Genomic DNA, 14,631 nt, shown 5'->3' with positions numbered 1-14,631 from the left:
TGGTTCATGCTCCTCGCCAGGTTGGCGTGGATTCGTGGGTGAGGCGGCGGGTCATGAGGGCGATCATCGCGATGTAGATCATGGCCGTGGAACGGGTGGGCAGGGCTTCGTAGTCCCGGGCCAAACGGCGGTGGTGCATCAGCCAGCCCAGGGTGCGCTCGACCACCCACCTGCGGGGCAGGACCTTGAAGCCCTTCGTGCCGGGGGCACGTCGGACGACTTCGAGGTCGATGCCGAGGCGGGCGGCGTGGTCAACGAGGTACTCGCGGTAGCCGCGGTCGGCCCAGCCTTTGCGGAGGCTGGGGTGGTCGGCGGCGAGGCGGTTGAGGAGGAGCTCGCCGGCGACGGAGTCCTGGATGCTGGCGGCGGTGACCAGCACGGTGAGCATCAGGCCGGTGGTGTCGATGATAATGCTGCGCTTGCGGCCGACGATCCGTTTGCCCACGTCAGCGCCCTGTTCACGGGCGGGAACGTTGGTCGAGGTCTTCACGCTCTGGGCGTCGATCACAAAGCCCGTCGGCTCCGCGTTGCGGCCCTCTTCCTCGCGGACCCGGCGCCGCAGCAGGGCATTGAGATGCTCGAAGATGCCGTCCTTCTCCCAGCGGCCGAAGTATTGGTAAACAGTGTTCCAGTGCGGGTAGTCGTGCGGCAGGTAACGCCAGGGAATGCCGGTGCGGGCGACGTAGAGGATGGCATCGAGCAGGTCGCGCAGATCATGCTGGGGCGGGGTGCCGATGTTGATCCCGCGGCGAGCCTTGTCGTCCCGCCACCTCGTCAACAGCGGTTCTACCAGGGCCCATCGGGCATCGGACAGGTCGCTGGGATACCGCTGCCGTTCGCTCATACTGCCAGGAGGCGGCAAGCGCGAGCGGGACGGCAGGGCGCGCGAGACTGAAGCTGAAGCATTCGGCGTGAACCAGCGCCTGTCGGGATGAAACAGGAGCAGATGGGGCGCAACAACGACGTCACTGTCTCCTCCACCTCACCCGAACCGCTGCCCCCTCCACCCCCATCAATCACTCGCCATCAAAAGGCCTTAAACACCACAGAAACGGACTAAACATTCTCTGAGAGCCTGTCTTTGAACCCGCACCTCCCCTGAGGCCCCCCGTGCGGCCGCCCGTCACGCCGGCGGGCGGCCGCCGAGCCAGGCCAGCGCGCCCGCCGTCAGGGCCGTGACGCCGGTGGTGAGGGTCGGCTCGACCAGTGGCGCGAAGGACGGCGAGTGGTTCGAGGGGATGTCCCGCTCGAAGGTGCCCGCCTGCTGCGCGGCGGCCACCTCCGCCGGGTCGGCGCCGCCGAACAGCCAGTAGCAGAGCGGCACTTCGGGCCCGGCCGCGGTGGCGAAGATGCCGACGTCCTCGCTGCCGGTCACCTGGCCGGGGTCGATGACCCGCGCATCGCCGATGACCGCGCCGATGGCCGCCATCGTCCGGTCCACGGCGGCTGGGTCGTTCGTGACGACGGGGAAGGTGTCGATCGCCGTGATCTCCGGCTCCTTCTCCGCTCCGGCCGTCACCGCCTCACCCCTGACGATCCGCTCGACGGCCGCGAGGACCCGCGTACGGACCTCGGGCGTGTAGGTGCGGATGTTGAGCTGCAGCTCGGCCTCGTCGGGAATGATGTTGTGCTTCGTGCCCGCCCGCATCGCACCGACCGTGACCACGGCGGTCTCCCCGCCCGCGATCTCACGGGACACCACCGTCTGGAGCCGCAGCACGGTGGCCGCCGCCATCACCACGGGGTCGACCGAGGTCTCCGGGCGCGAGGCGTGCCCGCCCGTGCCGAACAGCCGCACCCGCCAGGCGTCCGTGGCCGCGAACGCGGGTCCCGCGTGGGCGCCGATCCACCCCGCTGGCAGCGGCGCCACATGCTGGCCGAGCACGACGTCCGGTGTGCCGAACCGCTCGTAGAAGCGGTCGTCGACCATCTCCCGCGCGCCCTGCCCGGCCTCCTCGGCGGGCTGGAACACCGCGACGATCCGGCCGGACCAGTCGCCGCGGGCCTCCGCGAGCAGCCGCAACGCGCCGAGCAGGCACGTGACATGCATGTCGTGGCCGCACGCGTGCATCACGCCGTCGGTACCGGACGCGTACGGCAGGCCGGTGCGCTCGGTCACCGGGAGCGCGTCCATGTCGGCGCGCAGCAGGACGGCGGGGCCCGCCCCGTTGTCCAGGACGGCGACCACGCCGGTACGGCCGACGCCGGTGGTCACCTCGTATCCGTACGAGGTGGCGCGGCGGGCGACCTCGGCGGCGGTGCGGTGCTCCTCGAAGGACAGCTCCGGGTGGGCGTGCAGATCGCGGTAGAGGTCGGCCAGATCGTCCTTGATGGAGTCGAGTCCACGCAGGGCGGAAGGCTTCGGGTCGGCGGCGCTCATGTCACGCTCCTCGTCATCGATGCTTCCGCCACCCTACGTACGGTCCTCCCGGGCGTCCCGTCCGGCGGCTGTCGCAACCGGACAGGTCACGGGCACGTCCCTCCAGCTGTCAGTTCGACTGTCCATGTGACTGCCAGTTCGGCTGCCAGCTCGGCTGTCCATGTGACTGTCAGCTCGGCTGCCGGTTCAGCGAGACCGTAAGGGGCTGCTCCACCATGACCACACCCGCGACCGCGACACGTCACCTCTATGTCACCCGGCACGGCGAGGCCACCCCCGACGAGAGCGGGCTGACGGGGGCGGGCCTGCGCCAGGTGGTGCTGCTCGGCGAGCGGCTCCGCGAGACGCCCCTCACGGCGATCCACCACGGCCCGCTCCCCCGGGCCGAACAGAGCGCCCGCCTCATCGGCGAGCAACTGCCCGGAGTCCCCCTGCACCGCTCGGACCCGGCCGGCGACTACCTCCCGTACCTCCCCCACAAGGACGAACTGCCCCCGGAGTCGGCCGATGCCACGCTGCTGCGCCTGGCCCAGTTCCCGGAGGCGGAACGTGAAGGCGGCCCCGCACTGGCCCGGGAGGCGCTCGCCCGCTTCACCGGCCCCGTCCCCGGCCCCGAGCCGCGCCACGAACTCCTTGTCACGCACAACTTCCTGATCGGCTGGCTGGTCCGCGCCGCACTCGACGCCCCACCGTGGCGCTGGCTCGGCCTCAACCACTGCAACGCGGCCCTGACCGTCATCCGCTACGCCCCCGACCGCCCCGCCGCGGTGGTCTTCTACAACGACATGCGGCACCTGCCCAAGGAACTGCGCTGGACGGGATTCCCGCCCGAACTCCGCGCCTGAGCGGGCGGAACCCGTTCGTATGGGACCGACGACTCTGAGGTTCGTCTGCCTGATCGCGGCGCGGCGGGGAACACGGTTGAAAGCCGCACCGCCACGGGACTCCCCCGTGGCCGGCCGTCCCCCGGCAGGAGAAGACAGATGCTCGCCATCGCCGCAGCCGTGCTCTTCGTCATCGCCTTTGTCATCCACGCCACCGAGACGTCGACCGAAGCGGTTTTCAGCCCGACGAGCCTCCTGCTCGTCGGGCTCGCGCTTCTCGCCCTGCACTCGGCGGGCATGGGCTCCGCCTGGTCCTCCCGCCGCCGCGGAAGCCGTCGCTGAGCTCCGCATCCCGGCTCCTCAGGGGCGCCCGGCCGGCGAAGAGCATCCGCCTGGGCACCTCGTTGACAGGGGCCGCCGCCGCACGTTGACTGACACCACGGCACAGGGCCACGCCCCTCCGGAGCACCCCCGTGAAGCAGCACCCCCGTGAAGCCCCTGGTGGCGCCCCAGCAGGACGGACCAATGCTCGGCGGGCCGGAGAAGCCACCCGTCGAGAACACCGAGAACGCCTACGTGTTCGGAACGGAAACGGCACCTGATGATGTACGACCAGACACGCGCCCAGCAGCCCGCGGGTGAGCCCCGGGGCCGGAGCGGACGAGCTGCCTCCGGCCCGGAGCCGCTGCTCCCGTCGGACGAACGGGACAAGATCGCGCTGCGCCTCGGCCACGCCATCAACACCTTCGCCGACACTCCGCACGCGGCTCTGGAGGAGGCCGACGCCGCGCTGGACGAAACCTCGGCCCAGCTGGTGAAGGCCCTGGCGGAACTGCGGCGGGTCCTGCGCGAGACCTGGCAGGAGCAGGACGCCGAAACAGAGTCCACCGAACTCCGCCTGGCGCTGCGGCAGTACCGGGAGATCACGCAGCGTCTGCTCCACCTCTAGGACCCTTGCAGCAGCCGCGCGGTTACGGCGCCGCCGCCTGCGTCGGCTGCGTCGGTTGCGCCGACTGCTCGGTGCGACGGTATTCGGCATTGATGCGCTGAGCTTCTTCGAGCTGGTCCTCGAGGACGACGATGCGGCAGGCGGCCTCGATGGGGGTGCCCTGGTCGACGAGCTCGCGGGCGCGGGCGGCGATGCGCAACTGGTAGCGGGAGTAGCGCCGGTGGCCGCCCGCGGAACGCAGCGGAGTGATGAGCCGGGCTTCGCCGACGGCACGGAGGAAACCCTGCGTGGTGCCGAGCATCTCGGCGGCCCGGCCCATGGTGTAGGCGGGGTAATCGTCGTCGTCGAGACGGCCGTTCGAGTCATCTGCTGTCATTTGCACCTCTCTGTGGAACACGCGTCGAGGGGCCCTGGCGCCGTACTGGCACCAGGGCCCCGAAGGAACTGCTACACCATCTGCCGACTCCGACTTCGAGCCGGCCTTCTGTTTCCGCGGCCTCGGCCTGAGAACTGCCGAGTATGCGGGGATCGCGGATGCGTGACCGGAGACCACCTGCCTATCGATGTCCTGCGGTACCCGGACTCATTACTCCCGTCCGGGCGATCCTGATGGCGCTCAACTCCTCCGTTCTGTCCTCGGATTCGTTCACTACCTACACGGAACTGCGTACTGCCTGTACTGCTTGTTCTGCATGAACTGCTCTCGGCGGCCCCTGATCACTGCGGGCCACCCGGTCCGGTCGTCAGCCCCGTCACCGTCCTGCTACTGCCCTGGCTCCGGAACTCCACCACCGCACCGTCCTGCGCCACGGCCCTACTCCTGCGACCGCGGGTACTGCTGCCCGGCAGTGCATCCCTGCCGGGCCCTTCTTGATCTCGGTTACGAGAGAAACCATAGCCACTCCGCATCCCAATGTCTACTCCAGCCGACACAGATTTTCAGGCACTCGAAGAAGAGGTAGTCCGTGTCGGCCGACATGTCCGCGCCGGGAAGCGGACCGTCCGCTTGGGTCGCCGATTCGCCGGGAAATATAGTTGGCCCCATGTCGAAGCCTGACGAGTTGCTCGTTGACGTCGCCGCCCTGGTGGAGTCCGGGCGGAGCAACCAAATGTCCTTGACCGTGGTCGCGGGTGGCGCTGTCATCACCGGCCGACTGGCCCCCGAAGCGGTGTGGCGGCAGCGAGTGTCGGATGTACTGACGGATTCGGACCGCTTGAGCGAGTTCTCCCGCGTCTTCGACGCCCCCACAAAGAGGGACGGCCCGCCCACGCACCTGCACTTCCACGTGGCCCGCATCATCCAGGGCACGGTAGGCATCCCGGAGACGGGCGGCATGTACCGCGTCGCCATCAAGGACGTCAGCGCCTGGACGATGGGCGACTTCAGCTACTCCGACCACTGACCACGCACTCCCCCGAAAGCAGTGCGGCCCCGGCCGGCAGGCGCCGCCCGGGGCCGCCGACCGCTGCCAGAAGCCATCCGCGAGCTCGCACTCGACGATCTGCGGCTGCGGCTGCGGAACGACATCCGCCGGTCGGTCTTCGACCGCTGAGCCGCGCTCCCGGCCCGCCGCCGAAACCCCACCCCCGCCCCACCTCCACCCTCAAAAAGAACTGAGCAAGAACCCCAGCTGAACCCCCTCTGACGCCGTGAGGAAGGTCACTGAGGACAACCCGCCGCAGGCGCTGGTCATCCTCCTTCGTGATCAAGGAGGCCGCAGCGGCAGCTGTTGGCCGACTGGCCGGTACGTCAGATAAGGCAGCACCATCCATGCCTCCCGTAACGCGCGGTTCCGTGCGCGCAACCCGTCGCAATGTCCTCGCAGCCACCGTGCTGGGCGCCACCGCCCCCATAGGCATCGGCATAGGCATGGCCGTCCGCTCCTCGAAGAGTGACGGTGGCGACGCGGCCGTCACGCCGCATCAGTCACCGGACATGCGGACGGCCGCCCCCACCGGCACGTGGGCCGCCTCCGGGCCGCAGCCGCAGACCGAGGAATCGGTGGTGCAGATCGTCGCCCACCCCGACGACGACCTGTTCTTCATCAACCCCGAGGTCGGGCAGTCGCTGCGCAGCGGCCGGCCCCTGACGACGATCTATCTGACGTCCGGAGAATCCAACGGTGTCAACGGCCCGCGGAAGGGCACGTTCCGGGGCATGCCCCGCCCCGCACGCGACCAGCGCAGATACGCCAAGGCGCGACAGAACGGTATCCGCGCCGCCTACGCCGAAATGGTGACCGGACGGCCGGACCATCCATGGCGGCGCTCCGTCATCCCGACGGCGGGCGGCGGGCAGGCGGAGCTCGACACGTTGCGGGGCCACCCCCACATCCAGCTGGTGTGGACGCTGCTGCACGAGGCGGGCAGCATCACCGGTGACCGCCCGCACAGCCTGCACGGGCTGTGGGAGGGCCGGGTCGGCCTGCTCGGCTCGCAGTTGGCGCACGGTGGCGCGGTCACCCGTGACTTCTCGTACACGAAAGAACAGCTCATCCGGACGTTGACCGGCTATCTGGAGCGGTTCCGGCCGACGCAGGTGCGGATGCAGAACCCGACGCCGGGCCGTCTGGACCGCAACCTCAAGTGTTCCGACCACCAGGATCATCGCTTCGGCGCCCGGTTCGTCCAGCAGGCTCTCGCCCGGTACGCCTCCTCCGGATCGCGTCCCCACTTCACCGTGCAGACCTACCTGGGGTACTTCAACGGAGGTCTGCCGCAGGCGCTCGACCCCGAGTCCGGCGCGTCCAAGGCCCGTACGCTCGAAACGTACTCCTGGAGCGACGCCCCACGGGACTCCTGCGGCGACCCGGCGGGCTGCGGCGACCTCAAGGTCGCCGCTGACCCCAAGCCCCGCTGGTCGCACACCATCCACCACGCCGGTGAGAGCGGCGCCGACTGGCTGCTCGCGGCCAAGGACGACAGCCTGTGGGCCTTCGCCGTACTGGACGGGCGGATCGCGCACTGGCATCGGCCGGGCGGCAAGGGCGGGCAGTGGAGCGCGAGCCGGTGGACGGGGCCCGTGCTCCAGGAGGAGACCGGGATCGATACGGGCGTGCGGCCGGTGGCCCTGCCCGACGGACGTATCGCCGCCTTCGCCACCCGCACGCTGTTCGGCGATCATCCGGCCGACTACCGCAAGGAAGTGGGATTCATCGTTCAGGAGGCCCCGGACCGGCCTTTCGGCCCCTGGCAGTCGCTGGACAGCCCGGAGCTGTCCGACGAGGTCGGCACGAACGACATCAGTTCACCCGCGGTCGTGGTGCACGACGACGGCACGATGTCGGTGTTCGTGCGCGACAGCGGCCACCGGCTGACCGCGCGCGTCCAGCAGCCGGACGGGACGTGGACGCCCTGGCGTGACCTGGGCGGCGCGGCCGTGCACGGCGATCCGGTCGCCGCCACGGACCGCGCCGGGCGCGCCTACGTCCTTGCCGCCACCCCGCACAGCGTCCTGGCCTGGCTCCAGGACCGGCCGGGTGCGGACGTGCGCGGCCCGCTGGCCACCGGCATTCCGCCCACCACCCTGCCGTTGACGGTCCGCCCCGACGACGACGGCGTCCGGGTCTTCCACCGCACTCCCGGCTCCGGGAACGTGCGCTCCACCCGCCTGCACGCGGACGGCCTCACCCCCTCGGCGCAGCCGCGCGGGGCGCGCCGGGCGTCCACCACCCACACCTCGGCGGCCCTGACCGATCTGGGCGGGGCGGGCGGCTACGGCCCGGTGAGCGTCACCTCGGACGGCTGGGGCGGCGTCCTGCTCGCCGCCCGGACCGCCACGGGCGATGTCGCCACGGCGTGGGGCACGTCGGGCGCCGCCAGGAACCGGCCGCAGTGGAACCACACCGGCGTGCTGCCGGCGGGTGCGCCTTCGAGCGCCCCGCTGGCGTCGGGAGGCGTCGTGCTCACCATGCTCGGTCTCGACAGCCGCCTGTACTGGACGCACGCCACGCGCGCGGGAGGGCGCCTCGCCCCCTGGCGACCGGTCGAATCCCAGACGGCGGAGAGGTCCAGGGCGTGATGAGGTCAAAGACGTGATGCGGATGCCCACCACCGAGCCGCTGGAACTGCGCAAGACGCGGGCCACGGCGGATACGACGGACACGCGCGACCCGTTCTTCGACAACGCGAAGTTCCTCCTGATCGTGCTGGTCGCCCTCGGCCACTCCTGGGAACAGATCTCCTACGGCACGCACGCGCTCCAGTCGGTCCACACCGTGGTGTACACGTTCCACATGCCGGCGTTCATCCTGCTGTGCGGCTACTTCTCCCAGCGCTTCACCGGCCGCCCCGACCAGGTACGCCGCCTTATCGAAGGCGTGCTGATCCCCTACCTGCTGTTCGAGACGGCCTACTCCGCCGCGAACAGCGTGGTGCGGGGCGAGCCCTTCGTCCTCACCCCCACGGAACCCACCTATCTCTGCTGGTTCCTCATCGCCCTGTTCCTGTGGCGTCTGAGCACCCCCCTGTGGCGGGCGATCCGCCACCCCGTGCCCATCGCCGTACTGATCTCCCTCGCGGCCGGCCTCACGACCATGGGCTACGACCTGGCACTCCCGCGGGTGCTGATGTTCCTGCCGTGGTTCGTCCTCGGCCTGAACCTCCGCCCGGAGCACTTCGCCCTCCTGCGCACGAGGGTGGCCCGTCGCTGGGCCGTGGTGGCGCTGGTCTGCGCCGTGATCGGGGCGTACCGGCTGATCCCCGCTCCCGACGAGCACTGGCTGTCCATGGACGCCGGCTTCACGGAGTTCGACATGGGCCGGCCGCAGTACCTGGCCGTGCGCATCGGCATCTTCGCGCTGAGCGCGGTGCTGGTCGCCGCGTTCCTCGCCTGCGTGCCCCGACGCCGTACGCCCTTCACCGCGCTCGGCGCCGCGACGATGTACCCCTACCTCCTGCACGGTCTCCTGATCCGGGTGTGCGAGGCGGCGGGCCTGTACCCGGTCCTGAAGAACCTGGGCCTGACGGGCCAGATCCTCCTCACCCTCGGCGTCGTCACCGCGGTGTTCCTGCTGTCGAGCCCGCCGGTGCGGAAGGTGTTCCGTCCGCTGGTGGAGCCTCGGCTGCCGCGTGGTGCGGTGCCGGTGGACCAGCGTTCGCGGTAGCAACCGGGGGTCATCCACTGCGCCCTTGTTTTCGTCTGGTGTGGAGCGATCCCGGCGAGGGCAGCGCGAAGGCCCCAGGAGCTCAGTCCTGGGGGCCTCCGTGGCAGCGTGGCATCTGCAAAACGCGCCCCTGGGCTCTACTGGCCGTCTACGGGGATCAGATTGGACTGTGCAATGGGCTGGTACCAGTCCTTGGTCTTGCTGTCGTAGCGCAAAACCTTAAGCCGTACGTTGCCCTTCTCCTTGTAGTCCTTGTTGCAGTAGCCCCAACTGCCGGCCTTGCTGCTGTTGACGCAGCCGTAGGCCGGGCGTCCGTAGTCGGTGTAGACGACCGTGACGGACGAGAGGCCGTCCGACGCGGTGTCCTGCGACCAGATGAGGTCGCCGTAGGGCTGGAAACAGCCGGTCGATCCGTAAGTGGAGGTCACACCCAGGCAGGGGCGGCTCGGAGCCTTGGAAACAGCCGCAGAATCGGGCGCCGGGGTTGCCGCTGTCGCAGGAGCTGCCTCCACGATCTCCAGATCCGCTGGCATCTCCACCTTGACGAGCTCCGCTGGCGGCTGGTCGTCAGCCTGTGCCGGGAACGCGACGATCGCGGACAGTGCAAACATCGCTGCGCCGCTCAGGACAGCACCCTTCAAACGCGTCTTCGTGCTCATGTATCCGTGCCCCCACCCCTGACCTCATAGTTGAGGTCTTCAATCAATTATGAACGCGCCGTGATCGTAATCGAAGGAGCACGTGAAAAGTAAGGGGATTTTGTGAACATGGAGGCGTAGGGCAGCCTCGGTCGCGCTCATCCTGGGCGCGACCGACAAAGCCGGGGTCGCATAACAGATGTGACGCTCGATCGAGCGGGCACCGCGGGCTCACCGACGGCACTCTCAGCCCTGCCGACTCCGCCGCTCCCCCGTCAAGCCAGGCCGCCCGTCATGGGCACAGTCACTTCGTCGGGGGTACCCACGCATTCGTCGCAGGCGGCTCCGTGGCGGGAGTTGCCTCGCCCATCTCGGCTACATCCATGTCGATCGCGCAGTCTTCCGGGATCTTCTCGCTAAAAGTCGCGCAGGCCGAGGGATCGGCATCGGGGGCGACCCTGTTCGCCTGGCGCTGGCTCTTGCCCTGCTCGTCCGAGGTCGAAGTCCCTGATGCCGGGTTGCCGTCCGAGGACGACGAGCAGGCCGCCGAGCCCAACACGGTGCACAGGATCAAAACGGCCGAAGCTGCAGCAGTACTACGAGTACGCATGAAAGTCCCCCCAACACGGACGCGGAGTGTCCGGCCCGTCAGTCGATCAACCATGCCACCTTGTGTCGTGCAGCTGGCGCGCAAAGTGTGAAGAGATCACATGCCTGCTTGACGCGTATGCGCCTAAATCTGACATTCGGCACAAGATCGCGTCCCGGACCTGACAGGCGCTCACGTTATGAAGCGGAGCTGGAGATCGGGTGTGGAGCAGGCCGACCAGACCGAAGCCGCAAGCCCGTGGATCGCCCAGGTGCAGAGCGTCGGCGAGGGTCGCGTCAGCCGCCTGGCGGGAACCGACCCTCTGTAGCCCAGTTGAGACGGTGTCTTGACAGGCCTGCCGACGCTTCACGGACTGGCCGACGGCCCCGGCCTGGGCCAAGCTGCACCGTGTGGTCGGCTTGGCGCCAACGGCGAGCTGGAACGTCAACTGCGCGAGCAAACCTCTGACGCTCCATCAGAACGTGCGTCAAACATGCGTCAAGATATCGCCCGTAACGCACACAACGCACACTCAGCAAAACAGCAGGTCAGCGGCCTTTTTCGGCAGGCTCAAGGATCGCGACGCACTCCACATGATGCGTCATCGGAAACAAATCAAACGCCCGAAGCGTCCGCACCCGATACCCGCCCTCCCGGAAGTAGCCCAAATCCCGCGCCAGCGCCGCCGGATCGCACGCCACATACGCGATCCGCCGCGCGCCCAGGCCCGCCAGATGCTTCACCGTCTGCTTGCCCGCGCCCGCGCGGGGCGGGTCCAGGACGATCAGGTCGACCTCGGTGATGCCCGTGCGCGGGAGGACCGATTCGACCTTGCCCTGTTCGATGCGGACGCGGTCGAACGCGTCGAGGTTGTGGCGGGCGTCCTCCACCGCGCGCTTGCTGGACTCGATGCCGAGCACCGCGCCCTTCTCGCCGACGCGGTCGGCCAGCGCGCCGGCGAAGAGGCCGACGCCGCAGTAGAGGTCGAGGGCCGTGTCGCCCTTGCGGGGGGTGAGGCCCTGCATGACGGCGAGCATCAGGGTGTCGGCGGCCTTCGGGTGGACCTGCCAGAAGCCGCCGCTGCCGACGCGGTACGTGCGGCCGTCGGCCCGTTCGCGGACGAAGGGACGGCCGTGGACGCGGTGGATGCCGCCGTCCTTCTCCTCCACCCGCATCACCGAGACCGGCTTGTCCAGCTCGACGATGGGCAGGCGCGCCCCGGGCTTGGGGGCCAGGATCACCTGGCGGTCCTGGGAGCCCGTCGCGGCGATCGCCTCGATGGACGCCATGCCGGACCAGTCGCGCTCCTCGATGCCGAGTTCGGAGACGCCCTCGGCGGCGATCATGCAGTGCTCGATCGGCTCGACCTCGTGCGAGCGGTGGCGGCGCAGGCCCGCGTTGCCGTCGGCGTCGACCGCGTACTGCACGCGCGTGCGCCAGGAAGGGACCTCGCCCGCCGGGAGCTTGTCGCCCTCCGCCGGCATGACCGTGCCGTCCCAGCCTGCCTCTTCGGGGGTCAGGCCCGCGAGGCGCTGCAGCTGTTCGGCGATGACCTCGCCCTTGAGGCGGCGCTGCGCGCCCGGCTTCGCGTGCTGCCAGTCGCAGCCGCCGCAGCGGCCGGGGCCGGCGTAGGGGCAGGGGGCCTCGACGCGGTCCTTGGAGGGGTCGAGGATCGTCACCGCGTCGGCCCGCAGGAAGCGCGCGCCCTCCTCGCCCTCGGTCACGCGTGCGACGACCTTCTCGCCGGGCAGCGCGTGCCGTACGAAGAGCACCTGGCCCTCGGCCGTACGGGCGATGCAGTGGCCGCCGTGCGCGACGGGGCCGATCTCGACCTCGTACTCCTGGCCGACCAGCGAGTTCCCCGCCTGCGGATTCTTCGGTTCTGCCTGCATGGCGGGGTGACTCCACAACGTAAAAGAGGAACGGCCGGACAACAGCCCACCAGTCTACGTGGGTGTCGTCCGGCCGCTCACCACAAGCGGTGGCGCAGGCGTCAGGCCTTCTTGCTCGGCTCCCTCTTGCCCTGCTCCTTCTTGTTCTGCTCCTTGGGACGCCGCGGCTTCTCCACCGAACCCACCGGGCCCCGCCGCACCGCACCCGGCGCGTGCCATTCCGAACGCCTGCGGGCCCGCTTCTTCGCGGCCTCGGAGGAGTCCAGCTGGTAGGGGACGGACGTCACCATCACGCCGGGCGTGAACAACAACCTGCCCTTGAGGCGCAGGGCGCTCTGGTTGTGGAGCAGGTGCTCGTACCAGTGGCCCACCACGTACTCGGGGATGATCACGCTGACGACGTCGCGCGGGCTCTCCCTGCGCAGGTTCTTCACGTACTCGATGACCGGCCGGGTGATCTCGCGGTAGGGCGAGTCGAGGACCTTCAGCGGCACGGTGATGCCGCGTCGCTCCCACTCGTCCTTGAGGGCCTTGGTCTCCGTCGGGTCGACGTTGATGCTGAGCGCCTCGAGGTCGTGCGAGCGCATCAGCTTCGCGTACGAGAGGGCGCGCAGCGTCGGGCGGTGGATCTTGGAGACCAGGACGATGGAGTGGACGCGGGAGGGGCGCATGCTCTCGTCGCCCGGGGTGTCGGGGGCGGCGATCTCCTCGGCCACGCGGTCGTAGTGGCGGCGGATCGCCGTCATCGTCACGTAGAAGATGCACATGCCGAGCAGTGCGACCCAGGCGCCGTGGGTGAACTTGGTGACCAGGACGACGACCAGCACGAGGCCCGTGAAGAAGGCACCGAAGGTGTTGATCGCGCGGGAGCGGACCATGGGACGGCGCTTGTTCGCGTCCTTCTCCCTGGCCAGGTGGCGGTTCCAGTGCCGGACCATGCCGATCTGGCTGAGCGTGAAGGAGACGAAGACGCCGACGATGTAGAGCTGGATGAGGCGGGTCGAGTCCGCGCCGTAGATGACGACCAGGAGCGCTGCCGCACCCGCGAGCAGCACGATGCCGTTGGAGAACGCGAGGCGGTCGCCGCGGGTGTGCAGCTGGCGCGGCAGGTAGCGGTCCTGCGCGAGGATCGAGCCGAGCAGCGGGAAACCGTTGTACGCGGTGTTGGCCGCGAGGAAGAGCACCAGCGCGGTCGCCGCGGCGAGGACCATGAAGAGGAAGCTGCCGTGGCCGAAGACCGCCTCGGCGACCTGGGAGATCACCGGGTTCTGGACGTAGTCCGAGCCGACCGGGACGCCGTTGTGGAAGAGGTCCTTCCCCGGGAACTCCGCCATCCGCACCTTGGTCATCATGGCGAGCGCGATGATGCCGCAGAACATCGTGACGGCCAGGCCGCCCATGAGCGCGAGCGTCGTGGCGGCGTTCTTGGACTTCGGCTTGCGGAACGCCGGTACGCCGTTGCTGATCGCCTCGACGCCGGTGAGCGCCGCACAGCCCGAGGAGAAGGCGCGCAGCAGCAGGAAGACGAGCGCGAAGCCGGCCAGGCCCTGGTGCTCGGGCTTGATCTCGTAGTCCGCGGTGGGCGCCCGCATGGTGGCGTCGAGGACGATGCCGCGGAAGGCGCCCCACGCGATCATGATGAAGACGCCCGCCACGAAGACGTACGTCGGGATGGCGAAGAGCTTCCCGGACTCCTTCACGCCGCGCAGGTTCATCAGCGTGAGGAGGACGATGACGGCCACCGCGCAGAGCACCTTGTGCTCGACCACGAACGGGACGGCGGAGCCGAGGTTCTCGATGCCCGAGGAGATCGACACCGCCACGGTCAGGACGTAGTCGACGAGCAGGGCGCTCGCGACGGTGAGTCCGGCCTTGGGGCCGAGGTTGGTGTTGGCGACCTCGTAGTCGCCGCCGCCGCTCGGGTACTCGCGCACGTTCTGTCGGTACGAAGCGACGACCGTGAACATGAGTACGACGACCGCGACGGCGATCCACGGGCTGAAGTGGTAGGCCGACACACCCGCGATGGAGAGGACCAGGAGGACCTCTCCCGGCGCGTACGCCACGGAGGAGAGTGGGTCGGACGCGAAGACGGGGAGTGCGATGCGCTTCGGCAGGAGCGTTTCTCCGAGCCGGTCACTGCGCAGTGCGCGCCCGATGAGGATCCGTTTGGGCACGTCGGTCAGTTTGGACACGCAGAGGATCGTAAGCGTTCGAACGGGGGCGCGCCCACCCACCACCCCCAACTGCACCG

General features: G+C 69.3%; 12 protein-coding genes. 6 read left to right on the top strand and 6 right to left on the bottom strand.

What is annotated here, in order from left to right:
• Positions 1 to 4: 4 nt before the first annotated feature.
• The gene (locus ACFVYL_RS07480; RefSeq protein ID WP_389713558.1) at positions 5 to 844 is read right to left on the bottom strand and encodes an IS5 family transposase; all 840 of its coding nucleotides are present in this window, start codon (positions 842 to 844) and stop codon (positions 5 to 7) included.
• A gap of 279 nt (positions 845 to 1,123) precedes the next feature.
• On the bottom strand, positions 1,124 to 2,380 hold the full coding sequence (locus ACFVYL_RS07475) for an amidohydrolase (protein WP_389713557.1): 1,257 nt from the start codon (positions 2,378 to 2,380) through the stop codon (positions 1,124 to 1,126).
• Positions 2,381 to 2,595: 215 nt separating this feature from the next.
• On the opposite strand from ACFVYL_RS07475, the gene ACFVYL_RS07470 reads away from it, so the two are divergent.
• The 3 genes from ACFVYL_RS07470 (at position 2,596) to ACFVYL_RS07460 (ending at position 4,153) form a co-directional block, all read left to right on the top strand.
• Positions 2,596 to 3,225, top strand: a complete 630-nt coding sequence (locus ACFVYL_RS07470; RefSeq protein ID WP_389713556.1) for a histidine phosphatase family protein — start codon at positions 2,596 to 2,598, stop codon at positions 3,223 to 3,225.
• A gap of 138 nt (positions 3,226 to 3,363) precedes the next feature.
• Complete coding sequence (locus ACFVYL_RS07465; protein ID WP_389713555.1) at positions 3,364 to 3,546, top strand: hypothetical protein; 183 nt, start codon at positions 3,364 to 3,366, stop codon at positions 3,544 to 3,546.
• 259 nt (positions 3,547 to 3,805) lie between these two features.
• Positions 3,806 to 4,153 (top strand): hypothetical protein, encoded by a 348-nt coding sequence (locus ACFVYL_RS07460; RefSeq protein ID WP_389713553.1) that lies wholly within the window; start codon positions 3,806 to 3,808, stop codon positions 4,151 to 4,153.
• A gap of 22 nt (positions 4,154 to 4,175) precedes the next feature.
• On the opposite strand, the gene ACFVYL_RS07455 is transcribed toward ACFVYL_RS07460, so the two are convergent.
• Entirely contained in the window at positions 4,176 to 4,529 is a 354-nt protein-coding gene (locus ACFVYL_RS07455) for a MerR family transcriptional regulator (protein ID WP_389713552.1), read from the bottom strand.
• Positions 4,530 to 5,196: 667 nt separating this feature from the next.
• On the opposite strand from ACFVYL_RS07455, the gene ACFVYL_RS07450 reads away from it, so the two are divergent.
• From ACFVYL_RS07450 to ACFVYL_RS07440, 3 genes are all read left to right on the top strand, one after another.
• A complete protein-coding gene (locus ACFVYL_RS07450; RefSeq protein ID WP_389713550.1) occupies positions 5,197 to 5,556 on the top strand; it encodes a hypothetical protein in 360 nt (119 codons plus the stop codon).
• Between the two features lie 392 nt (positions 5,557 to 5,948).
• Positions 5,949 to 8,174 (top strand): PIG-L family deacetylase, encoded by a 2,226-nt coding sequence (locus ACFVYL_RS07445; RefSeq protein WP_389713549.1) that lies wholly within the window; start codon positions 5,949 to 5,951, stop codon positions 8,172 to 8,174.
• Between the two features lie 22 nt (positions 8,175 to 8,196).
• Complete coding sequence (locus ACFVYL_RS07440) at positions 8,197 to 9,258, top strand: acyltransferase family protein (protein ID WP_389713547.1); 1,062 nt, start codon at positions 8,197 to 8,199, stop codon at positions 9,256 to 9,258.
• Positions 9,259 to 9,395: 137 nt separating this feature from the next.
• On the opposite strand, the gene ACFVYL_RS07435 is transcribed toward ACFVYL_RS07440, so the two are convergent.
• The 3 genes from ACFVYL_RS07435 to ACFVYL_RS07425 all read right to left on the bottom strand — a co-directional run bounded on the left by ACFVYL_RS07435 (position 9,396) and on the right by ACFVYL_RS07425 (position 14,572).
• Positions 9,396 to 9,917, bottom strand: coding sequence for a hypothetical protein (locus ACFVYL_RS07435; RefSeq protein ID WP_389713546.1), 522 nt, complete (start codon positions 9,915 to 9,917; stop codon positions 9,396 to 9,398).
• Positions 9,918 to 11,033: 1,116 nt separating this feature from the next.
• Positions 11,034 to 12,377, bottom strand: a complete 1,344-nt coding sequence (locus tag ACFVYL_RS07430) for a class I SAM-dependent RNA methyltransferase (protein WP_389713545.1) — start codon at positions 12,375 to 12,377, stop codon at positions 11,034 to 11,036.
• A 101-nt stretch (positions 12,378 to 12,478) separates the two neighbouring features.
• Positions 12,479 to 14,572, bottom strand: a complete 2,094-nt coding sequence (locus ACFVYL_RS07425) for an APC family permease (protein ID WP_389713544.1) — start codon at positions 14,570 to 14,572, stop codon at positions 12,479 to 12,481.
• Positions 14,573 to 14,631: the final 59 nt, after the last annotated feature.

Origin of the sequence: Streptomyces sp. NPDC058308 (assembly GCF_042880275.1) — a bacterium.
GTDB lineage: Bacteria > Actinomycetota > Actinomycetes > Streptomycetales > Streptomycetaceae > Streptomyces.
Note: the sequence above shows the minus strand (reverse complement) of the source record. Positions and strands in the feature narration are given on the sequence as shown.